Here is a 22,921-nt window from a genome sequence, read left to right as displayed (position 1 = left end):
AATACTTGATACTTGATACTCGCTACTCAGTACTGAAACACATGAACGCTATAAAAGAAACTCATTTTAATTTTGAAGGGCAAACCAATTTTTATAAAGGTAAGGTCCGCGATGTATATACGATAAAAGACCAGTACCTGGCAATGGTGGTTACTGATCGCATTTCTGCATTTGACGTGGTACTGCCTGAGCCTATCCCTTACAAAGGGCAGGTGTTGAACCAGATCGCTGCCAAATTTTTAGAAGCTACTTCAGACATTGTACCTAACTGGGTGGTATCGGTGCCGGACCCAAGCGTTACTATTGGCCGCATTTGCGAGCCGTTTAAGGTAGAAATGGTTATACGCGGCTACCTGGCCGGCCATGCTGCTCGTGAGTATGCTGCAGGCAGAAGAGAAGTTTGCGGTGTACAACTGCCGGAGGGCTTAAAGGAAAACGATATACTGCCTGAGCCGATCATCACACCTACAACAAAAGCCGCGGTTGGGCATGATGAGGACATCTCTCGTGAAGAAATCTTAAAACGAGGCGTTGTAAGCGAAGCTGACTACAATCAATTGGAAGAATATACCCGTGCCTTGTTTAAGAGAGGAACGGAAATAGCTGCAGACCAGGGACTTATATTGGTTGATACCAAGTATGAGTTTGGCAAGGTAGGAGACACCATTTACCTCATAGATGAGATCCACACGCCTGATTCATCACGTTATTTTTATGCTGATGGCTACCGTGAGCGCCAGGCAAATGGAGAAGCTCAAAAACAACTTTCAAAGGAGTTTGTTAGAAAATGGCTAATCGAGAACGGATTTCAGGGCAAAGAGGGCCAGCAGGTGCCTAAAATGACCAGAGAAATAGTTTATTCGATATCCGAAAGGTACATTGAACTGTATGAACAGATAACCGGCGAGAGCTTTATAAAAAGCGACCAGGCTGATGTAATTGGCAGGGTAGAAAAAGCTATTAGCAATGCTTTAGCGTCAATGTAAAGTTTTTATTAAGCGATAAAATTATCATATCTTAGCCTTCATAATATAATACAAATGAAATTTACGGTTGACAAGCACGAGAAGTACGTAATGATTAAGTTGAATGAATCAAAGCTGAACTCGTTGGTTACTCCGCAGTTAAAATCAGAGTTGATCTTGATCAATACTGAAGGACAACGCAACATCATTCTTGACCTATCACAGGTTAAGTTTGCAGATTCGTCGGGCTTAAGCAGTTTACTGGTAGGCCATAGGTTGTGCAAAAACTCAACCGGTTCATTTATCCTTTGCGGCCTTAATGATGCTGTATCTCGATTGATCACCATTTCGCAATTAGATAGCGTACTTTCAATAGTACCAACCTGCGAAGAAGGCATCGACCTGATCTTTATGGAAGAGATAGAGCGCGAATTGAAGAAAGAAGTTAAATAGTACAGTTTGTTTCCCCGGTATGAAATTCGAAGTAACGATACTGGGCAGCAGCTCTGCAACTCCCATTTTTAACCGCAACCCTACAGCGCAGGTAGTTAACGTAAACGATAAGCTTTACCTGGTTGACTGCGCTGAAGGTACCCAACAGCAAATGCTGCGGTTTGATGTTAAACCAAGCCGTATCGACCATATCTTTATCAGCCATCTTCATGGCGATCATTATCTTGGCCTTGTTGGTTTATTATCATCAATGCATCTTAACGGCCGCAAAAAGTCGCTTAAGTTATTTTGCCCCGAGCCTTTAAAAGACATCATTGAGATACAACTCAGATATTCAGAGACTACGCTGAATTACAATATTGAATACGTTTTTACTGATGCTACGCAAAGGTCGCTGATATTTGAGAACCAGGATGTGTGTGTAGAAACCATACCGCTTGATCATCGGATACCAACCACCGGGTTTCTATTTAAACAGAAAAAACGTTTACGTAAACTGATCAAAGAACGCGTTGAGGAAATAGGCATACCCGTGCCATATTATACCGCTATTAAACGCGGGGCTGATTACGAAGCACCCGATGGCACCACATACAAGAACGATGATATAACCACTGCGCCTGCATCGCCAAAATCATACGCTTACGTATCTGACACCAAGTACAACGAAAAATACTTTAAGCAGATTAGCGGTGCAACCCTGCTTTACCATGAAGCAACCTTTATGCACGATATGCTGGATAGGGCCAATCAAACGCACCATACTACTGCACTGCAGGCCGGCGAGATAGCTAATATCACAAAAGCAGAAAGGCTATTGATAGGGCATTTCTCTGCACGTTACAAAACCCTCAACGAGATCCTCGAAGAAACGCAATCCGTTTTTACCAATACCGAACTTGCTGTAGAAGGGAAGACTTTTGTGATAAGTGAATGAAATAGTGACCAGCGATTGGTTGATTAAAGATTAGTCTTAAGAACTGAAATAAAAAAGGTTAGAATTTTCATCCTAACCTCTAATATCTAATCTTCAATTAACTAATATCAATCTCCCTTTTTACCAAATACCGAGAAGTGTACGTAACGGCTTGGGTGGGCTTTGATATCGATAAACAGGTTATTCAGGTTTGCAGATGCACTATTAAGATTATCGTACATCTTGGTATCATTCATCAATAACCCTAAAGAACCATTGTTGCTATTTATTTTGGCCATAGTAGCGCTCAGATCAGCGGTGGCTTTATTGGCATTGTCTAAAGTGCCTTTTATATTTGAATTAGCCAGATCATTGCTGAACCGTTCAAAATTAGAAGAGATGCCGTTAAGCTTGGCTGTACTTGTCTTTAAATTGGTGGACACAGCCTCGGCGTTGGTCATGATACCGTTGATGTGACTTGTTTGTGCACCAACAAGCGCATCTATTTTTTTGGTGGTTCCTTCAAGTGTTTGCAGGGAGTTAGCAATGCTGGCAAAGCTACGGTCAACATTTGCCTGGAAACGCGGGTTCATGATATGGTTGATAGAAGCAAGTGCAGAATCTACCTTTGAGATCAGTACCTCAGCCTTCTTTTGGATAGGCTGCAGGCTTTCTGCAAGGCTGCCTTGTATATCGGCCCGTAAAGTGTCCTGATCCTCAGCTGGCTTAGGGCTGTTGCCTAATTCGAAAACTATGGCTTTGCCGCCCAAAAGGTCTGTACTTTGAAGTTTAGCCAAAGTGTTATCCGGTACGTTGTATTTTTTATCAACTTTAAATTCTACAATGGTACGGCCATCGGGCTGTAATTCCATTTTAGATACGCGGCCTATCTGGAAACCGTTCACCAGAATGGGTTTAGACAAGGTTAAACCTTCAACGCTGCGGTAAATGGCGTAAAATTTATTGGATCCCGAAAAAACGTCGTTGCCTTTAAGGAAGCTGTAACCCAATATCAGTATCGTTATAGCTACAGCGGTAAGTGCACCTATTTTTGTTTCGTTAGTTATTTTCATGTGTGTGGTAGATGTGTATCAAATTAATTAGTACCAGTTCCTTCCATCTGGTTTTTGTATTTCGTAATAGCGCGTACTATCGAGTTGACTATTTCTGTTTGCCCGACTTCAGAATTCAAATACTCTTCATCCTCCGGGTTGTTGATGTATCCTGTCTCAACCAGTACAGACGGCATTGCAGCATGGCAAAGCACATAAATGCTCTGTCCGCGTAAGCCTTCACTTCGCCTTCCGTCAACCTGAACAATCTCATCGTTAATTAAGTTTGCAATATTTACACTTTGCTTGCGAAAACGCCGTTTATACTCGTTTGTTAGTATCACAACCACCGGATCATCCGGGTCAAGGGCATCACCAAGGTCACTTTCTCCCTCTACCTGGTTGGCCTTTATCTCATTCTCAGCCTCCGTAGATCTTTTAAGGGCATATATTAAAAACAAAGTGCCCTTTCCTGATCTATCAGGCACCCGCACTGTACGATATTTTGGCCGGCGGGCAGTACCGCCAACGCGCTCGCGGATAACCCTATCCGGCAGAGAGTTACAGTGGATTGAGATAAAAAGGTTTCCCTTGTTCTCGTTTGCTATCTGGGCCCGGCGTTCAAAGGAGACATCATCTTCTGTAGATCGGGTTAAAACTGCTTTTACACCGGTGATATCTTTTTCTATAGCTTTCTGCAATTTTAAAGCAATGGCTAACGTTACATTTCTTTCGTTAGAAAATGAGCCATCTGCACCTCTTGAATAGTGTCCTTTGGGAGCGTTCTCTGGCTTAACGCCGTGGCCGGCGTCTACTATTACTGTGCGCAATTTAAAGCCGTTGGTAACAGTGTCGGTTAAGTGACTTTCTGCGGAGGCCATAGCATTAAATGAAAACGCTGATAAGCAAATTAGTAGCGCAGGCGCACTACAAATAGCATTTTTCAGCCTGTTCAATAGTTTATTTTTCATTATGTTTGGGGCTGTTAACTGTACCGTGCAAAAATAGTATTCATAATCAATTTTGAAATTAGTAAGGCTTTTTTTTCTATTTGCGCTTGTTTTAATAGTTAACATGATGGCGTCTGCAAAAAGAGGGCATCATAATGTAACTGTAAGGGATACTATTATAAAACTTGATTCGATACGAGACAGGCGCCTGCTTAGGCTCGATAAAAAAGACAAGGCCAATAAAAATAAAAATAATAGGCCCGGCGCATCGGCAGGGCAGCTTAATACCAGACAAGACACCACCCCAGGTGCCGGCGGTTTAAAGTCTATTGTAAAATCTGTTGCCGAGGATTCCACCTTTGTAGATAACGAAAACAAGATCACTTATCTGTACGGTAAGGCACGCGTTACCTACGAGGATTTTGAGCTGGATGCCGAATACATCCGTGTTAACGAGAAAACCCACCTCATATTTGCCAGGGGTGCAATTGACCCCAGGACAAAGCGCTATGTAGGCAGGCCATTGTCAAAGTCAAAAAACGAAAAGCCGGTAGCATCAGACTCCCTGCTGTTTGATTATAAAACCAAAAAGGTAAAGATATGGAACCCGGCATCAGAGCAGGAGGGAAACTTCATATCTGGCGGGCAGGCAAAACGTTTAAATGAAAACGAAGTTGCGTACCGTAATGTCATATTCAGTACCTGTAACCTGCCTTATCCTGACACACACTTCGGTATTGTGATCACCAAAGGTATCGGTGAAAAGAAACGCATCATATCCGGGCCGGCCTACCTGGAAATTGCCGGTGTTCCGTTGCCAATAGGTTTGCCATTCGGTTTTTTCCCAAAACCCGACTCAAGGTCATCCGGAGTTATTTTGCCGTCGTTTGGTGAGGATCAAAAATTAGGTTTCTTCCTGCGAAATCTGGGATATTACATGGCTATCAATGATAATATTGACCTTACCACAATGGCCACCATTTATTCCAGGGGCTCGTACGAGATCAATACCAATGCGCGCTATTTAAAACGTTATAAATACGGTGGCAGCTTAACGCTTGCATATGGTTCGCACAATTATGGTCTGCCCGGCGACCCGGCTGCAAAGGATTTTAATATCACCTGGACGCACTCACAAGACCCTAACGCTAATCCGGGGACTACCTTTAGCGCTTCGGTAAATGCCGGTACATCAACATTTTATTCAAATAGCGTAAACCAGAGTAATTTTAACGTACAGGCGCTTACACAAAACAGCTTACGGTCGAGTATTAACTACGGCAAAACCTGGGCAAATTCGCCTTTCAACTTAAATATCAGCTTAGGCCACAGCCAGGATCTTGCTGCCAAAACCGTTAACCTGGAATTGCCAACACTTAGCTTCAACATGGCTACGCTAAGTCCGTTTAAAAACCCGGAAAGCGTTAATCAAAGGTGGTATGAAAAAATCACAGTTGGTTACAGCTTGCAGGCAACCAACAGACTGAATAATATCCCGGAATCTGAACTATTTAAATCAAACACATTTACTAAACGTTTGCAGAACGGTATGCAGCATACCATTCCTATTGCGTTTAACACCACGCTGGCTAAATTTTTCCAATTTAATACAAGTATAAATTACATCGAGCGCTGGTATCTACAAAGCACCCGGATAAGACTGGATAGGGGCTCAAGCGCGGGGCAGGTCAATCAAATAAGGGACACTGTTCCGGGTTTTAACCGCGCTGGTGAATATAGTTTTAGTGCAGGTTTCTCCACTAAACTTTATGGTACCGTTCCGTTCAAAAAAGGTAATATACAAGCTATAAGGCACATTACCACGCCGTCCATAAGTTTTGCCTACCGTCCTGATTTTGGCGATCCAAGCTATGGATACTATCGCACGGCAGTAAGCAGCGCAACAGTGCCATATCCCTACTACGCAACCCGTTATTCCATATTTGATGGTTTACCTTACGGAGGGCCAAGTCCCGGCAAGCAAGCAGGTCTTAATTTCTCGCTCGATAACACCATTGAGGCAAAGGTTAAACCTAAAAGTACTGATACAACGGGTACGCCCAAAAAGATCCCCATTTTGCAGGGTTTAACTTTTTCAACTTTTTACAACTTTGCAGCCGACTCGTTGAAGCTTTCGCCGATCAACTTTAATGGGCATACTTCTATTCTGAACCAAAAAGTAAATCTGAGCTTCAGCGGTAGTTTCGACCCTTACGTAACACTCGTTCGCGATTCCATTTCAGGTGGCCAGATACAAAAGTATATCAGGCAAATAAACCGTTATACCTGGCAGGATGGTAGGTTCCCTACGCTAAGGCAGTTTACATTCTCCATGAGCAGCAGTTTAAACTCATCGTCTTTTTCGCCTAAGAAAGCACCGATGCCTGTGGGAACATCTATGCAAACCATGTCTGCTGATCAAGCCCAGCGATTAGCACTTATGAATGGTGACCCCGGTGCTTATATCGATTTTAATGTACCCTGGAATATTTCGCTTAACTACAGTTACAACTACGCTAATAACTATTCTGGCTCCACTACTGCAAATACCCTGATGATAAGCGGCGATGTGAGTATTACGCAAAAATGGAAGATACAGTACAATACTACCTACGATATAAAGGCAGGTAAGCTATCTGATGCAACATCATTTGCAATTTACCGCGACCTGCATTGCTGGGACCTGTCTATCAACTGGTTACCTTTTGGTTTCTATAAATCGTACAATGTAACCTTAAAGGTTAAATCAACCATTTTGCAGGACCTTAAATTGAGCAAACGCAGCGATTACACCAACAACCCGGGCTTTAACTAATATGCTGGCAGAAATTATTACCATTGGCGACGAAATTTTAATAGGACAGATTGTTGATACCAATTCTGCCTGGATGGCGCAGTTGCTAAACAGCGAGGGTATAAGAGTTAAACAGATATCGTCAGTATCTGATAACAGGGAACACATTTTGAAAGCCTTTGCGGAAGCAGCAGAACGAGTTGACATTATTTTAATAACCGGTGGCCTTGGCCCAACCAAAGACGATATAACTAAACAGACACTTGCGCAATACTTTGGTGTGCCGCTTGTTTTAAATGAGGATGCATTAACCAATGTGCTGAATATATTTAAGCGCTACAACCGCCCAATGCTTGATGTGAACCGTATGCAGGCGCAAGTACCGCAAAATTGCGAGGTGATATTGAACCATAATGGTACTGCACCGGGTATGTGGTTTAATGAGGATGGTAAAATATATGTATCAATGCCGGGCGTGCCGTTTGAGATGCAATACATGATGCAGGACCAGGTTGTGCCAAAACTGAAACAAACCTTAAAACTGCCATCCATAGTCCATAAAACAATATTGACGGCCGGCGAGGGAGAATCATACCTTGCTGAAAAGATATCAGATATTGAAAGTAGTTTGCCGCCTCATATCAAGCTGGCCTATTTACCTAAAATGGGGCAGGTGCGCCTGCGTTTGAGTGGTGATGGTGAAGATGAGGCAGCGCTGAAAAAAGAGATTGATGTGTTTGCTGCACAGATTGTTGAACGGGTAGGTGTTAATGTGATAGCCCAGGAAGATAAGCCGATAGAAAAGGTTATCCTTGATGAGATGGCTTCGCGCGGTTTAACGCTAAGCCTGGCTGAGAGCTGTACCGGCGGATATGTATCGCATTTACTTACCCAGCATGCAGGCTCATCGGCCGTTTATTTGGGCGGCTTGGTAAGCTATGCAAATGATCTTAAACAGCATATCCTTGGTGTAAAGGAAGAAACTCTCTACCAGTTTGGCGCGGTAAGCGAACAGACTGTTATTGAAATGGTTGAGGGTGCATTACGCCAGTTTAAGTCTGATTATGCGGTTGCAATCACCGGGATTGCAGGGCCCGGCGGGGGTTCTGAAGAGAAGCCCGTAGGTACCGTATGGATAGCGGTGGCAAATGCAAATAAAACTGTGACAAAGAAATTCACATTTGGTAACAAGCGTTTACAAAACATTGAAAGAAGTGCCGTGAGCGCATTTTTTATGTTGAATACTTTAATAAAAGAAACTACAACTTAACCTTTCATTTCCCTAAATTTGGTCACTGATATACAGTTTTACTTATGGCCAAATACCAATTGTTATTGCCGAAAATGGGGGAAAGTGTTGCAGAGGCAACAATAATTAAATGGAATAAAAAACCAGGCGATTATATTGAAGCAGATGAGGCAGTTATGGAGATCGCTACCGATAAGGTGGACTCTGAAGTGCCATCTCCGGTATCTGGAAAATTGATCGAGCAGCTTTACAAAGAGGATGATGTAGTACAGGTTGGATCTGTAATAGCTTTAATAGAAACAGACGCCGCAGAAGAAGAAACGGCCGCTGCTCCGGCCCCTGCCGAGGCCGAACAGCCTGCATCGCAAGCAATTCAAGAACCACAAACATCAGAAACTCATCAGCCGGACAAAGCAGAAGCACCGCAAGAAAATAATGCGGAGGAAGCTGCAGCCCAACAAGCTAATGCTATACCTGGATTAGACCAGCTTGAGCAAAAAGAAGCAACAGCGCCAAAAGCTAACGATGGCATCAAATACGAAAATCGTTTCTATTCTCCTCTCGTAAAAAATATCGCTATCCAGGAAGGTATCAACAACGATGAGCTTGACCGTATAGCGGGTACAGGTGCCGAAGGGCGCCTTACCAAGGATGACCTGTTAGATTACATACAACAACGCGGCGCCAAAAGCCAGTCGACCCAGAATTTTATTGCACAGCAAACCGCACCTGAGGCCCCGCAAGTGCCTGCGGAACAAACTCAAGCATCTCAAGCAAAGCCTGAGCCTATTTTTGCCTCTCCGCATCAGCAGGTGCCGAAAACCCAAGCACCTCAACCAGCGGCCGAAACGCCAAAAGCTGAGCAGGCATCAGCACCGGCAACTTCTGTATCCGGAGGGCACGAGATCATAGAGATGGACCGCATGCGTAAGCTTATTGCTGAGCACATGGTGCATAGTAAGCACACATCGCCACACGTAACCTCTTTTGTTGAGGCCGACGTTACCGAATTGGTAATGTGGCGCGATAAGATCAAAAACTCGTTTGAAAAACGCGAAGGTGAGAAGATCACGTTTACCCCTATATTTATTGAAGCTGTGGTAAAGGCTATCAAAGATTTTCCGATGATCAACGTATCTGTTAACGGTACGCAGATCATCAAGAAAAAGGATATCAACATTAGCATGGCCACAGCCTTACCAAGTGGTAATCTTATTGTGCCGGTTATTAAAAAGGCCGACGAGCTTAGCTTGCTTGGAATAACAAAGGCGGTTAATGACCTGGCTAACCGTGCACGTGGTAATAAGTTGCAGCCCGATGATGTACGCGACGGAACATTTACGTTAACCAACGTAGGTTCTTTCGGTAACGTTATGGGTACGCCAATCATCAACCAGCCTCAAGTGGCTATACTGGCAGTTGGTGCTATTAAGAAAAAGCCTGCGGTTATTGAAACTCCGCAAGGTGATGCCATAGCCATCAGGCACATGATGTTCCTTTCTTTATCCTATGACCATCGCGTGGTTGATGGTGCCTTAGGCGGCTCATTTGTGAGCAGGGTAGCCCACTACCTTGAAAATTGGGACCCAAACAGGAGTTTATAGTACAGGAATATAGTTAATTTAAATTGTGAGTTCTACAGAAAAGGCTTCCCGAAAGGAAGCCTTTGTTATTTTAAGCATTTGCTGCAACTGGTTTCAGCTGTAAAACATTCTCTTCCGTTTCCTCATCAAATTTGCGGGTGAGCATTTCATGGACAATCTTAAGCCAAAGTATAAATGCCGGCAAAGCCATTAAAGCATATTTAACGATATAGTTCTTGCGGATATCAGGCGGGAAAAGATCAGACCCGCCAAAACCCGTCAGTAACAGTGTAAAAATAAAAACGAATCGCTCGAAGCCGGTAATTGGGCGTTTAAGATTTACGTACCAGATACCGAAGCCTATAAAAGCAATTACATAAGTTGGAGGCTCAGATCCGGTGCTGAAAATTACCGTAAACACCAGTACTGATGCTAACAGCAATAACTGGTATTGCTTATTGCGCCAGTATTTTATCCTAAGCATTGATGCGCCGAATAAAAGCAACGCCGGTATAAGTGTATACAGGTTTGAGATGCCTTGGGCGTTAAAGATCTTAGCTATCATCCCCATTACGCTAACGTTTCCTCGGTATGAAACTAAGTTGGCTGCGTTTTTTGCTTGCAGATCGGGCAACCAGTCTTTGTAAGTTTGAATGATGTAACCCGGTGATGATACCGCCATAGGCAAAATAAACAATACCACAGACCAGAACACCAGCCCAAGTATCAGCCTCAATTTATTGTCTGAAAAGAAGAAGAACGCAAGCCCGACTATCCCGTAAAGTTTAATAGCGGTACCGATAACGATCATCAACGCCGCCCAAAAATCCTTTTGGTTTCTGATAAGTAAAAAGCTGAATATTACTAATGAAGCGATCAAAGGGTTTACCTGCACATTACCGGATGATCCCATCATGGCATTTACGTTAAGCAAAAGAATGATTGTTTTTTGGAAATTATTTAAAGGCAGTTTTATAATGGCATAATAGGTAACCCAGGTTAAAAAAAGTACCCAAAGTATAACGCCTACTTGGTTGGGCAACAAAGCAAAAGGTGCCATTATTAAACCAAATACCGGCCCATAGTGGTTAAGGTCAAAATAATATTGCGGTTCGGGGCCAAACAAAGTATGCTGATGGATGAGGTTTAAAAAGTTATGCTTATATATAATATAGTTATTATGGGTGGTTTCGGTGTTCTCTGGATGGGCGATAATATCTTTTGCTACAGCAAACAAACTCAGGCCGAACAACAACACCACCACAAAGGTGCGGTTAAACAGGGTTTTTCTTAAAAGGGTCATCTATATAAAGCTTGCCGCGAAATTAATCATTTCATTGCAATCATCATTTCAATAAAAAAGCCATCCCGGTTTCCCGGAACGGCTTTAATTTAAAGGAGTGATCTAAAATTTATGCTTCTGCTTCCTGCAGTTTGGCATTAGCAAGCTTCACGCCGGATAGCTGGTCGGCAAAGGCAACAAAGGCCCCGCTATCGGCTATTTGCTGTTGATTGTCGATCAATTTTTGCAGATTGATCTTGCCGATAACAAACTTGTAACTGCCTGAGTAGAAACGTTCGTGGATGTGTTCAAATTCTAAAGCATCAACCAAAGCTTCATCATCATAACGCAGGTAGATATTGATATCTACATTGTTGGTGAATTGCAAGCGGTTATTATCTGCTTTGGCTTTCTTGTATTCGTAAGCATAGTTATATCGCAAGGCTGCAATGTCTGAAAGTACCGCTGAACCGGTTGGGTGGCCCCCGGCACCTTTACCAAAAAAGAATTGCTGATCGGCAAAGGCGGCTTGCACTGTTACACCGTTGTACTCATGCTCTACATTGTAAAGGAACTCGCTTTCGGTAACAAACTTTGGTAATACAAAAAGGGTTACGTGGCGGTCATCCAGTTCTTTAGCAACCGGCACCAGCTTAATTTTCAGGTTCTTTTCGCGTGCATACTGCAGGTCTTTCGCAGATAAATTCTGGATACCAACGTTCAGTACATCTTTAGGATCTATAACCACTCCATAGGCATGCGCAGCGGCAATGATGAGTTTGTATTTAGCATCAAAACCGCCAACATCCATGGTTGGGTCCGTTTCGGCAAAGCCGAGATCTTGCGCTTGCTTTAAGGCTGTTGAATAATCAAGCCCTTCTATAAAACCTTTTGATAGGATGTAATTTGATGAGCCATTAAAAATGCCGCTTATGGAATGCAGCAATTCGTTATCGTAATACTCTTCCAGGTTACGAATGATAGGGATACTGCCGCAAACAGAGCCTTCATATAACAACGATGTTCCGTGCTTTTGCTGCAAGGCTATCAGCTCGTCCAGGTAAGTGGCGATCATTTTTTTACTTGCCGAAACCACGTTCTTGCCTGAGCTTAGAGCACGAGATACGATCTCAAAGGCCGCCTCAGTATCATTTATCAATTCAACAACCGTATTAATTTCAGGGTTGTTCAATATATCGTCCCTGTCTGTAGTGAATAACTCTTTTGGTAAAGAACGGTCTTTCTCAGGGTTTTTGATGGCAATCTTTACGATCTCCAGGTTAAGGTTCTTTGTTTTGATGATATCGTACAGTCCCTGGCCCACAACGCCGAAGCCGAAGAGACCAATGGTAAGTTTTTTGCTCATTAAGCTATTTTTTGTAATTCAATAATTTTTCCCTTTACATCCGTTTTCAGGAAGGATGTGATCACCTTTGTAAGGTCTTCGGTCTCTATCAGGAAACCATCGTGACCATAAAACGAGTCTAATTCGGCAAAAGCCGATTTAGGTATATGCCTGAATAGGTATTGCTGTTCCTCAATAGGGAACAATACGTCTGACTTGATGCCAATTACCAAAGTGCGCGCCTTTACCAGGCCCAAAGCTTTATCAACTCCACCACGGCCACGGCCAACGTTGTGCGAATCCATCGCTTTTGACAAAAACCAGTAGCTGTAAGCATTAAAACGGTTCACAAGTTTTTGTCCCTGGTAGTTTTGATAGCTTGCTGCTTTAAAGCTCTCGGGTATCTCGTCGCTGTCTTCATGTTGAGTAATGCCGTAAGTTTTGTAATTACGGTAGGATAGGAGCGCGATACTTCTGGCTGCTTTTAATCCCTTTGCACCGCCATCTATACTACCTGCCTGGAAGGTACGGTCGGCGTTGATGGCCAAACGTTGCGATTCGTTAAACGCAATGCCCCATGGTGAGTGGTTGGCATTGGTGGCGATCAATATCAGGTTCTTGATACGATCCTGCTCAATAATGCTCCACTCCAATGCTTGCTGGCCGCCTAAAGAGCCACCCAATAATATTTCTATCTTATCGATAGCTAAATGGTCAGCCAGTAACTGGTGAGCTTTTACAATATCCCTGATGGTATATTCCGGAAATGCCAAAAAATAGGGTTGACCGGTTGCCGGGTTGTTGCTTAGCGGGTTAACTGTTCCATATGGCGAACCCAGAACATTAGCACAAATAATAAAATATTCATCAGGGTTAAAATGGTCTTCTGGGCCAAACAGGCCTTTCCACCAGTCGAAAACATCGGAATTTGCAGTGAGGGCATGGCATACCCACACTACATTATCCCGGTTTTTGTTGAGGGTACCGTAAGTATTGTAACCTACTTCAATACCTTGTAGTTTACGGCCCGATTCAAGTTCGAAAGTCCCTGTATAAGTAAAGGTTTGTGTACTCATTTCTTCTTTTTCAGTTATAGAGGAGCGGCTGCCTGGCAACCACTCTCTACAACTATCACTTAAAAACTAAAAAACTATTAAAAGGTCTTTATGCATATGCTAACTGACCGATCTTGACAAATGCCTGCTCAAAATCGGCTTTAATATCATCTATATGTTCAATACCAACGGCAACGCGCAGCAGGGCAGGGGTAACACCGGCAGATAACTGCTCGGCATCGCTCAGTTGTTGGTGCGTAGTTACTGATGGTTGTATAATTAATGTTTTTGAATCGCCTACATTAGCTAAATGACTAACCAATTTAAGGTTATCGATAACGGCCGACGCATTTTCCTGCCCGCCTTTTACTTCAAAAGACAACACAGCGCCAAAGCCATTCTTCAGATATTTTTTAGCGTTGGTGTGGTTTGGTGACGATTCCAGTCCCGGGTAGTTCACTTTTTCTACTTGCGGATGTCGCTCCAACCATTTAGCTAACTCAAGTGCATTATCTACATGGCGTTGTACTCTTAATGACAGAGTTTCCAGTCCTTGGATGTTTAACCAGGAATTGAATGGTGATTGCGAAGGGCCAAAATCACGCAAGCCTTCCACACGGGCACGAATGATGAAGTTGATGTTACCAAAAGGGCCATTGATTCCAAACACGTCATTGAATATCAGTCCATGATAGCCTTCGCTCGGCTCGGTAAATTGCGGGAATTTACCGTTACCCCAGTTGTAATTACCGCCATCAACAATTACACCCCCAATGCTGGTGCCGTGGCCATTTATCCATTTGGTTGTAGACTCCACAACGATGTTGGCACCGTGTTGTAACGGGCGGACCAGGTAGCCACCGGCTGCAAAAGTATTATCTACAATCAGCGGCAGATCATGCTTTTTTGCCAATGCCGCTACTTGATCAAAGTCAGGAATGTTGAAACCGGGGTTGCCGATTGTTTCTACATAAATGGCTTTGGTTTTAGCATCGATGTGTTTTTCAAGATTTTCGGCGGTATCATCCTCGGCAAAACGTACTTCTATACCAAGGCGTTTAAAAGCTACCTTAAACTGGTTATAGGTGCCTCCATACAAATACGGCGAGGTAACAAAGTTGTCGCCGGCTTGCAGGATATTATTTAAAGCAATGAACTGAGCCGCCTGGCCTGATGCTGTTGCTAAGGCCGCTACACCACCTTCAAGAGCGGCAATGCGTTTCTCAAAAACATCAGTTGTCGGGTTCATCAAACGGGTATAGATGTTGCCAAATTCCTTTAAAGCAAAAAGGTTGGCACCATGCTCGGCGTTGTTAAATACGTAAGACGTGGTTTGATACAAAGGAACTGCGCGTGACCTGGTGGTAGGATCTACTTCCTGACCGGCGTGTAATTGTAGGGTTTCAAATTTTAGTGCAGACATGGTAGTATTTTTTAAGTTGATTTAAACTGAGATTAACTGGCGTGCGGATAGAACTATCCTAAGCAGGGTGACACGTATTTTTCAGGAAACAGAAAAAGGGAACGTGTACTGCATCAACAGCAGCAGCAACACATACAAATACAGCCATTAGCAGGGTTGTATACAGTAAACGTACCCGATTGGGTTTGCGATGTGTTTTGTTGGGCTAAATAAATCAGACTTTTCATGACTATTAATTTATATCCCCCGGGTAAATTATTTTCCGGGACAGGAATTGGCACCTTCTGCACCTTGCAGGGTTGCCAGCGGTTCTCAGAGCCTGATCTCTCGCCGCTTCTTTATAAATCAAAATCCGTGTGAGGGAAAATTGATCATGGTATTGCTACCAAATATTGTTTCAAATATAGGGCAATAGGAAAGTATCTTCCAAATAAAATTTTTAAATAATTGAAAAATAAAGATTACGTGAGTGCGAAAATCAAGCCATAGCCTGCTCCAGATCAGCAATCAGATCATCAATATGCTCTAAACCAACAGAGACCCGCAGTAGATTAAATGGTGTTTTGGTATCCGGCCCTTCAACAGATGCGCGGTGTTCTATTAAACTTTCAACGCCGCCTAAACTCGTTGCCTGCGTAAAAATCTTTAAGGAATTGATTACCTTTTTCGCTTCTTCTTCGCCGCCTTTTAGCGTAAAGGACATCATTGCACCTGGCAGTGTCATTTGTTCTTTTGCCACGCTATACTGCGGGTGCGAAGTTGAGCCCGGATACATGACCTGCTCAACCGCCGCATGATTTTCTAAGAAAGTTGCCAAAAGCTGCGCATTATGTACATGGCCTTTTACACGATACGGAAGCGTTTTAATGCTGCGAACCAAATAGTAGCAATCCATTGGAGAGGGTATGGCGCCACCCATGGTTTGCACATTTCGGATCTTTTCCCACCAATCTGTTTTTTCAGCAGTGATCAACGCGCCGCCCATCAGATCGCTATGGCCGCCAAAATATTTGGTGGTAGAGTGCATCACAACATCGGCACCAAGTGTTAGGGGTTGCTGGCATATCGGTGTTGCAAAGGTGTTGTCACATACCACTTTGATATCGTGTTCGCGGGCTATGGCAACCACCTTTTTTATATCGGTGATCTTAAGCAGCGGGTTTGATGGTGTTTCAACCCATATCAGCCGGGTATTTGTTTTAATATGTGACCTTAGCGTTTCTTCGTTATTTACATCAACAAAGTCAAATTCCAGGATGCCGGCAAAAAGCTGCTTTAGCTGGTTGCGTAATCCGTGGTACATGTCATCAGGCGCAATAATGTGGCTACCAGGCTCAAGGGATTGAAAAACGGCCATACCCGCCGCGTTGCCGGATGAAAAAGCAGCAGCTTCAACCCCTTGATCTAACTTCGCCAAAACCTTTTCTAACGCATCACGGTTTGGGTTAGCTGAGCGACTGTACTGATAACCGGAGGAAAAGCCCCCATCGGCATCGCGCTCAAAGGTTGTAGCCATAACAATTGGCTGCACAACTGCTTTAGTTTTAGTGTCTATGTGGTTTCCGCCGTGTATGGCAATGGTTTCTATATTCATGCTAGTATGTGTTATCAGTACTTTGCTAAATAACCAAGAAAAACGCAATTATGGCAAAACAAATTAAAATCGTTACCACTGTAAAGCCTATGTAACGTCATTGTCATAGTTGAATGTTTAAACATCTGTTGATACGCACAAATCGTTAATAGAATGTGGTATTTTACTACATTTGCCCAAATATTTTTCCAACATGGAAGTATCAGATAATTTACGGGTGTTGATCAATGATCTTCAACTTTTACCCGAACTAAAAGATATAGCCGAGAAGGTACTTCATAACCAGCGTATAAGTTTTGATGAGGGAGTACTACTTTACGAAAAGGCCGAATTAGGTTATTTAGGCGTACTGGCTAACTACATACGCGAACAAAAGCACGGTGATAAAACCTACTTTAACCGTAATTTTCACATTGAGCCAACCAACCTTTGCGTTTACGATTGCAAGTTTTGCTCTTACTCCCGCTTGTTGAAACAACGCGCCGATGGTTGGGAATACACTATGGAAGAAATGCTGGACATCGTAAAAAAATACGACGACCAGCCGGTTACCGAAGTGCACATTGTAGGCGGTGTATTGCCACAGTATGACGTTCCTTTTTACAGCGAATTATTCAGCAGGATAAAGGCCCACAGGCCAGATCTGCACGTTAAGGCACTAACCCCGGTTGAATATCATTACATCTTCAAAAAAGCCAAAATTGATTACGCTACGGGTATGAAGATGATGAAAGATGCCGGCCTTGAATCGATACCGGGCGGTGGCGCGGAGATCTTCCATCCCGAAGTTCGCGACCTGATTGCTAAAGATAAATGTACCGGCGACCAATGGTTGGCTATACATGAGGAGTGGCATAAATTGGGCATGCGTTCAAACGCAACCATGCTGTACGGCCACATTGAAAAGTTCTGGCACCGTGTTGACCATATGGAGCAGCTGCGCCAACTACAAGACCGTACGGGTGGCTTTCAAACATTTATTCCGCTTAAGTTCCGTAACCAGGATAACCAGATGAGTAATGTGCCGGAGTCAACCGTTGTGGAAGATTTACGGAACTATGCTATTGCACGTATCTACCTTGATAACTTTGACCACATCAAAGCTTATTGGGCAATGATCAGCAGAACCACTGCACAGTTATCACTAAATTTTGGCGTAGATGATATTGACGGTACACTTGATGATACCACCAAAATATATTCAATGGCTGGCGCAGAAGAGCAGCACCCGGCAATGAGTACTAAGGAACTGGTAGAACTGATAAAGCACATTGGCCGCCATCCGATAGAACGTGATACATTATATAATGTAGTTACCGACTATAAAGACTTTCAATTTGAGGAAACGGCAAAACCAAGTTATTACAAACTGCCGGTTATTAATTAGTTAATTGGTTCAATGGTTCATTGGTTTATTAGTAAACAAGTTTGAACTGTTGAGTTACCAGTGAACTACTGAACTGATGAACAAATGAACGACATTCAAAAAACACTTTATATTGTACGCCACGGGCAAACCGAGTTAAACAGATTGGGAATTGTACAAGGCCGCGGCCGCGACACTGATCTGAACGAAGAGGGCCAACTGCAGGCGCAGCAATTTTACGCTGCTTATAAAGATGTTCCTTTTGATAAAATTTACATATCAAAACTTAAACGCACACAACAAAGCATCCAGCCTTTTATTGATAAAGGGATCCCATTTGAGAAACTGAGCGGATTGGATGAGCTGGCATGGGGTGTACAGGAAGGGCAACCCGCAACACCGGAAAGTAAAGCTGCGTTTCTCAACTTAATGCGCGACTGGCTCGACGGTAAACTCGATTCTAAATTTGAAGGCGGCGAAAGCCCCAATGAAGTTGAGATACGCCAGCGCGAAGCGATGGATGTGATCATGAGTCATCCTGAGGAAAAAACCGTTTTAATATGTATGCATGGGCGTGCGCTGCGCTTGTTGATGTGCATTTTAACCGAACAGCCTTTAACGCAAATGGATACCTTCCCGCACCAAAACCTGGTGCTTTACAAACTAACTTATGATGGCAGCAAGTTTACCATTGTTGATGCAAACAACGCGCTCCATCTAAAACAGAAATAGGAATTTAATAGTGGACAAGATCAAAATATCGGCTGTTAATTACACTAACACCAAACCCTTTTTATACGGACTGCAACACTCAGAAATTAAAGAACAAATAGACCTAAGCCTTGATATGCCATCAGATTGTGCGCAAAAGCTCATAGATGGAAAAGTTGACATCGGCTTAATTCCTGTTGCAGCGACCTTAAATTTACCTGAGTGGCACATTATCTCTAATTACTGTATCGGCGCCAACGGGCCGGTCAACTCGGTATTTATTTTTAGTAATTGTCCTATAGAGGAAGTTGAAACCGTTCAGTTAGACCCTGAGTCTCGCAGCTCGAATAACCTTGCAAAGGTGTTGCTAAAAAACTACTGGAAAGTACAACCGCAACTGGTTACCAATGCGCCTGATTATGCTTCACCTGCAGATGATAAAACCGCTTTTGTATTGATAGGCGACCGCACTTTCGGTAAGGCCGAGCAATACAAATATGTATATGACCTTGCAGGTGAGTGGAAGAAATTTACCGGATTACCCTTTGTATTTGCCGCGTGGATAGCTAATAAACCGATCCCTGAAGAATTTGTAAAAGATTTTAACCAGGCTTTGCGCCATGGATTGGCACATCGTACAGACTTGTTAAAGCAACTGCCTCACCGTGCAGATTTTGACCTGGAAGATTACCTGATGCACAAGCTTGATTTTGACCTAACGGAAGACAAGCGTAAAGCTCTCTATATGTTCCTGGATTACATAAAGGCACTTTAAAATTCAGTTTCATCAAACAATAGTCCATCCATGCGCCTTTATTTTACAGGATGGAAATACAAAAACTCAAAGGCCAATCGGCAATAGTAACCGGCGGTGATAGTGGTATTGGTAAGGGCGTTGCATTAGCCCTGGCAGAAGCAGGCGCCAACGTTACCGTTAACTATAATCATAACCTGCAACACGCTAACGAAGTTGTTGAAGAAATAAAAAGCATCGGCAGCAAAGCGATTGCTGTTAAGGCAGATGTAAGCAAAGAGCACGATGTGCAAAATATGTTTGCGCAACATCTTAATGCTTTTGGTTCATTAGACATTTTGGTAAACAATGCCGGCTTGCAAAAGGATGCCAAGTTTGTTGATATGTCTTTAGAAGACTGGAACACAGTTATCAGCATAAATCTTACCGGCCAGTTCTTATGCTCCCGCGAGGCAGCTAAATTATTTATACAGCAGGGGATAAGGGAAGGCATCAGCAAGGCAGCCGGAAAGATCATTTGCATGAGCAGCGTGCATGAGGTTATACCGTGGGCAGGGCACGTTAATTATGCCGCAAGTAAAGGTGGTGTAAATCTCTTCATGAAAAGCATAGCGCAGGAACTGGCTCCCCAAAAGATCCGCGTAGTAGGCATAGGCCCGGGGGCTATTCAAACGCCTATAAATAAAGAGGCGTGGGAAACGCCAAAGGCACTGGAGAAACTACTTACCTTGATTCCATACAATCGTATTGGCCAGCCGGATGATATAGGAAGGTTAGCCGCATGGCTGGCATCTGATGACGCAGACTACATTACGGGCACAACAGTGTTTTCAGACGGTGGTATGACCTTGTATCCGGGTTTCGCCGATAATGGATGATAGTTGTTTTGTCAGGGTTTTGTCAGAAAATAGATCAGTATTAACAATGATTTAACTTAGTGTACTTTTTACAATAAGTATTTTCAAAATTCTTTAACATATTGTAAAAAATACACTAAGTATCGACCTGAATTTTTACATTTTTGTTTTTAGCTGCTATATTTTATTAAAATCTCATAAAAATTAGCCGTTATTTTGACATTATTCAATTGTGGTGTATTTTTGTTGTATAAATTTAAAAAAGACGGCCATGAAAAAATTATTTATAACTACAGCAATTGCAGCATTTTTAAGCGTGAACGTTTTTGCAGGTGACAAAGCACCAAAAGCTAACGATGATGCAGCTAACGTAAGCTATTTAACTATAAACAAATTTAACAACGATTTTATCGGTGCTGAAAACATCACCTGGAAAGTTACTCCTAAATTCCAAAAAGCAACTTTTACAATTGATGGTGTACAAAAATCTGCTTTCTACAACCAACGTGGCGAATTGATGGGTACTACACAAACCGTACAATACAATGCGCTTCCGGTTTCTGCTCAAAAAGAGATCTCAAAAAAATATCAAGGTTACTTCGCTAAAGAAGTTATCAAATTAGAGAACGACGAGAACGTTGATCCACTTGTTTATTTCGTAGACGTTGCAGGTGATAACGACGAAGTATTACTTAAAGTTGTTCCTGGTAGCGGTGTAAGCTTCTTCCAAAAAGTTAAATAATTCAAGCTCTCAACATAGCAAAAAGCCATCTGTGTACACAGGTGGCTTTTTGCATTTCCGCCATGAAATATTTATTTATTTGATATTAATTTTTTGTTATATTTGATATAGATAGTTGTATTTCTACATTGATTATAAGCTACTTATTCAGTTTGATCTACTTACTAATCTTAACGCAATTAATAAATCAAACAATTATGAAAACTGGAAAAGTAAAATGGTTTAATACCCAAAAAGGTTATGGCTTTATCATAACCGAAGACGGTAAAGATCTTTTTGTACACTTTAAAGATGTACAGGGCGGCGTAAACGCAATAAAAGACAATGACGATGTAGAGTATGAAGAAGAAGAAGGTCGTAAAGGTTTGCAAGCAGTAAAAGTTAAAAAAGTATAATCCTACATAAACCTAATGATGATATTGCCCCTGTTAACAGGGGTTTTTTGTTGACGCTTATTTGCGTGCTTGTTTACAATAATTACCTTAGCTTATCAATTATCTGCTTAGATGACACAACCCGAACAGTCTAAACTTACACGCAACGCCATACTATTGGTATTGGTTGCCTCCCTTGGATACTTTGTTGATATATATGACCTTCTGGTATTTTCTATCGTACGTGTACCAAGCCTTACCGATCTTGGTTTAAGCGAAGCACAGATAACCACTCAGGGCCAATTGATCATCAACGTACAAATGGCGGGGCTTCTACTTGGCGGTATTATATGGGGTGTTGTAGGGGATAAGATGGGCCGTATTAAAGTTTTGTTTGGCTCAATACTACTTTACTCTATAGCCAATTTTGCCAATGCATTTGTTGCCAATGTGCCGATGTATGCCGCGATACGCTTTATTGCAGGTATTGGCCTGGCAGGTGAGCTTGGTGCCGGCATTACACTTGTAACCGAAACGCTAAGTAAAGAGAAACGCGGTTACGGCACCATGATAGTGGCTGTTATAGGCCTGTTTGGAGCCGCAGCAGCCTATGCTGTTGCAAAACACGGATGGCAAAGTGCCTACATGGTTGGTGGTGGTTTGGGCATCCTGCTATTGTTCATGCGTATCGGCACATTTGAGTCAGGTATGTACCAGGATGTACAGGAGAGCAAAGCTTCTAAAGGCAATTTCTTTATGCTGTTCACTAACTTTGGCCGTTTTAAAAAATACCTGTACTGTATACTCATAGGCGCACCGCTTTGGTACGTTGTAGGTGTGCTGGTAAGCTTTAGTCCCGAGTTTGGCAAAGCGTTGCATGCCAAAGATGTTTTAAGCGCAGGCGAGGGCATTTTTTACACTTACATCGGTATTTCTATCGGCGATATTTTTGCAGGGCTTTTAGCGCAGGTGCTTAAGTCCCGTAAGGTAACTATGGCGGTTTTCCATGTACTGTCAACAGTAGCAGCCATAATTTATCTAAGATCTGAAGGTATTACCCACGACAGATTCATTTGGGTATGCTTTATCATGGGTTGTTCCGTTGGATATTGGGCTACGTTTGTAACCATTGCTGCTGAACAATTTGGCACCAACATACGGGCAACCGTAACCACAACCGTACCTAACTTTGTAAGAGGTTCGTTAATTCCTATAACACTGGCATTTAATGCGCTTAAGGGTAATTTTGGGCAAATAAATGCAGGTTATATCATGATGATAGTACTTACCGTTATCGCTCTTTTTTCCCTAAGTCAATTGAAAGAAACATTTGGCAAGGATTTGAATTATATAGAGGAAGATGCAGGAGTGAACTAACGTTGAAATAAGCGAGAAAGAATTGTTCTGCGGTCCTCAATTAGGAGCCTGGTCAACACTTTTGTTTACTTTGTTTAAC

The 22,921-nt window shown here is 42.7% G+C and carries 20 protein-coding genes and 1 riboswitch; of the genes, 13 read left to right on the top strand and 7 right to left on the bottom strand.

Annotated elements, in window-relative coordinates; translation table 11 throughout:
• Nucleotides 1-41: 41 nt before the first annotated feature.
• From INP83_RS15285 to INP83_RS15275, 3 genes are read left to right on the top strand one after another with little or no spacing between them, the layout of a single operon-like run.
• Nucleotides 42-986, top strand: a complete 945-nt coding sequence (locus tag INP83_RS15285) for a phosphoribosylaminoimidazolesuccinocarboxamide synthase (RefSeq protein WP_146271149.1) — start codon at nt 42-44, stop codon at nt 984-986.
• A gap of 54 nt (nt 987-1,040) precedes the next feature.
• A complete protein-coding gene (locus INP83_RS15280; protein ID WP_146271151.1) occupies nt 1,041-1,418 on the top strand; it encodes an STAS domain-containing protein in 378 nt (125 codons plus the stop codon).
• A gap of 19 nt (nt 1,419-1,437) precedes the next feature.
• Entirely contained in the window at nt 1,438-2,355 is a 918-nt protein-coding gene (locus tag INP83_RS15275) for a ribonuclease Z (protein WP_219124944.1), read from the top strand.
• Between the two features lie 107 nt (nt 2,356-2,462).
• Here INP83_RS15275 and INP83_RS15270 read toward each other — a convergent pair whose 3' ends face one another.
• Nucleotides 2,463-3,407 (bottom strand): MlaD family protein, encoded by a 945-nt coding sequence (locus INP83_RS15270; protein ID WP_219124943.1) that lies wholly within the window; start codon nt 3,405-3,407, stop codon nt 2,463-2,465.
• A gap of 23 nt (nt 3,408-3,430) precedes the next feature.
• Entirely contained in the window at nt 3,431-4,357 is a 927-nt protein-coding gene (locus INP83_RS15265; RefSeq protein ID WP_219124942.1) for an N-acetylmuramoyl-L-alanine amidase, read from the bottom strand.
• A gap of 103 nt (nt 4,358-4,460) precedes the next feature.
• On the opposite strand from INP83_RS15265, the gene INP83_RS15260 reads away from it, so the two are divergent.
• Genes INP83_RS15260 through INP83_RS15250 form a run of 3 tightly spaced genes read left to right on the top strand, consistent with a single transcriptional unit; the run spans nt 4,461 to nt 9,983 of the window.
• Nucleotides 4,461-7,151 carry a putative LPS assembly protein LptD gene (locus INP83_RS15260; protein WP_255563165.1) on the top strand — a complete coding sequence of 897 codons (2,691 nt, stop codon included), beginning with the start codon at nt 4,461-4,463 and terminating at the stop codon, nt 7,149-7,151.
• Between the two features lies 1 nt (nt 7,152).
• Entirely contained in the window at nt 7,153-8,400 is a 1,248-nt protein-coding gene (locus INP83_RS15255; protein ID WP_146271161.1) for a competence/damage-inducible protein A, read from the top strand.
• A gap of 44 nt (nt 8,401-8,444) precedes the next feature.
• Nucleotides 8,445-9,983: a dihydrolipoamide acetyltransferase family protein gene (locus INP83_RS15250; RefSeq protein WP_219124940.1), complete on the top strand. Its 1,539-nt coding sequence runs from the start codon at nt 8,445-8,447 to the stop codon at nt 9,981-9,983.
• Between the two features lie 70 nt (nt 9,984-10,053).
• Here the strand turns inward: INP83_RS15250 and INP83_RS15245 are convergent, their stop codons facing one another.
• The 5 genes from INP83_RS15245 to INP83_RS15225 form a co-directional block, all read right to left on the bottom strand.
• On the bottom strand, nt 10,054-11,265 hold the full coding sequence (locus INP83_RS15245) for a glycosyltransferase family 87 protein (RefSeq protein ID WP_219124939.1): 1,212 nt from the start codon (nt 11,263-11,265) through the stop codon (nt 10,054-10,056).
• A 109-nt stretch (nt 11,266-11,374) separates the two neighbouring features.
• Entirely contained in the window at nt 11,375-12,610 is a 1,236-nt protein-coding gene (locus INP83_RS15240) for a homoserine dehydrogenase (RefSeq protein ID WP_219124938.1), read from the bottom strand.
• Nucleotides 12,610-13,665, bottom strand: coding sequence for a homoserine O-acetyltransferase (gene metX / locus INP83_RS15235; RefSeq protein ID WP_219124937.1), 1,056 nt, complete (start codon nt 13,663-13,665; stop codon nt 12,610-12,612). Before metX ends, INP83_RS15240 begins: the two co-directional genes overlap by 1 nt.
• A gap of 88 nt (nt 13,666-13,753) precedes the next feature.
• Nucleotides 13,754-15,067, bottom strand: a complete 1,314-nt coding sequence (locus tag INP83_RS15230; RefSeq protein ID WP_219124936.1) for an O-acetylhomoserine aminocarboxypropyltransferase/cysteine synthase family protein — start codon at nt 15,065-15,067, stop codon at nt 13,754-13,756.
• 234 nt (nt 15,068-15,301) lie between these two features.
• A riboswitch (SAM riboswitch) is annotated at nt 15,302-15,414 on the bottom strand.
• Between the two features lie 131 nt (nt 15,415-15,545).
• Nucleotides 15,546-16,661, bottom strand: coding sequence for a PLP-dependent aspartate aminotransferase family protein (locus tag INP83_RS15225; protein WP_219124935.1), 1,116 nt, complete (start codon nt 16,659-16,661; stop codon nt 15,546-15,548).
• A 193-nt stretch (nt 16,662-16,854) separates the two neighbouring features.
• Here INP83_RS15225 and mqnE point away from each other — a divergent pair, with 193 nt between their 5' ends.
• The 7 genes from mqnE to INP83_RS15190 all read left to right on the top strand — a co-directional run bounded on the left by mqnE (nt 16,855) and on the right by INP83_RS15190 (nt 22,842).
• The gene (mqnE, locus tag INP83_RS15220; RefSeq protein WP_219124934.1) at nt 16,855-18,048 is read left to right on the top strand and encodes an aminofutalosine synthase MqnE; all 1,194 of its coding nucleotides are present in this window, start codon (nt 16,855-16,857) and stop codon (nt 18,046-18,048) included.
• Between the two features lie 84 nt (nt 18,049-18,132).
• Nucleotides 18,133-18,759, top strand: coding sequence for a histidine phosphatase family protein (locus INP83_RS15215; protein ID WP_219124933.1), 627 nt, complete (start codon nt 18,133-18,135; stop codon nt 18,757-18,759).
• A gap of 10 nt (nt 18,760-18,769) precedes the next feature.
• Entirely contained in the window at nt 18,770-19,513 is a 744-nt protein-coding gene (locus tag INP83_RS15210; RefSeq protein WP_219124932.1) for a menaquinone biosynthetic enzyme MqnA/MqnD family protein, read from the top strand.
• 50 nt (nt 19,514-19,563) lie between these two features.
• Nucleotides 19,564-20,370, top strand: a complete 807-nt coding sequence (locus INP83_RS15205) for an SDR family oxidoreductase (RefSeq protein WP_219124931.1) — start codon at nt 19,564-19,566, stop codon at nt 20,368-20,370.
• A gap of 250 nt (nt 20,371-20,620) precedes the next feature.
• Nucleotides 20,621-21,091 (top strand): hypothetical protein, encoded by a 471-nt coding sequence (locus INP83_RS15200; RefSeq protein ID WP_146271181.1) that lies wholly within the window; start codon nt 20,621-20,623, stop codon nt 21,089-21,091.
• 197 nt (nt 21,092-21,288) lie between these two features.
• Nucleotides 21,289-21,486, top strand: coding sequence for a cold-shock protein (locus INP83_RS15195; RefSeq protein WP_146271183.1), 198 nt, complete (start codon nt 21,289-21,291; stop codon nt 21,484-21,486).
• 111 nt (nt 21,487-21,597) lie between these two features.
• Complete coding sequence (locus INP83_RS15190) at nt 21,598-22,842, top strand: MFS transporter (RefSeq protein WP_219124930.1); 1,245 nt, start codon at nt 21,598-21,600, stop codon at nt 22,840-22,842.
• The last annotated feature ends 79 nt before the right edge of the window (nt 22,843-22,921 follow it).

This window comes from Mucilaginibacter sp. 21P, assembly GCF_019331605.1.
In the GTDB taxonomy this organism is placed as follows: domain Bacteria; phylum Bacteroidota; class Bacteroidia; order Sphingobacteriales; family Sphingobacteriaceae; genus Mucilaginibacter; species Mucilaginibacter achroorhodeus.
The sequence above is the reverse complement of the archived record's forward strand: the minus strand, read 5'-3'. Positions and strand labels throughout refer to the sequence as shown.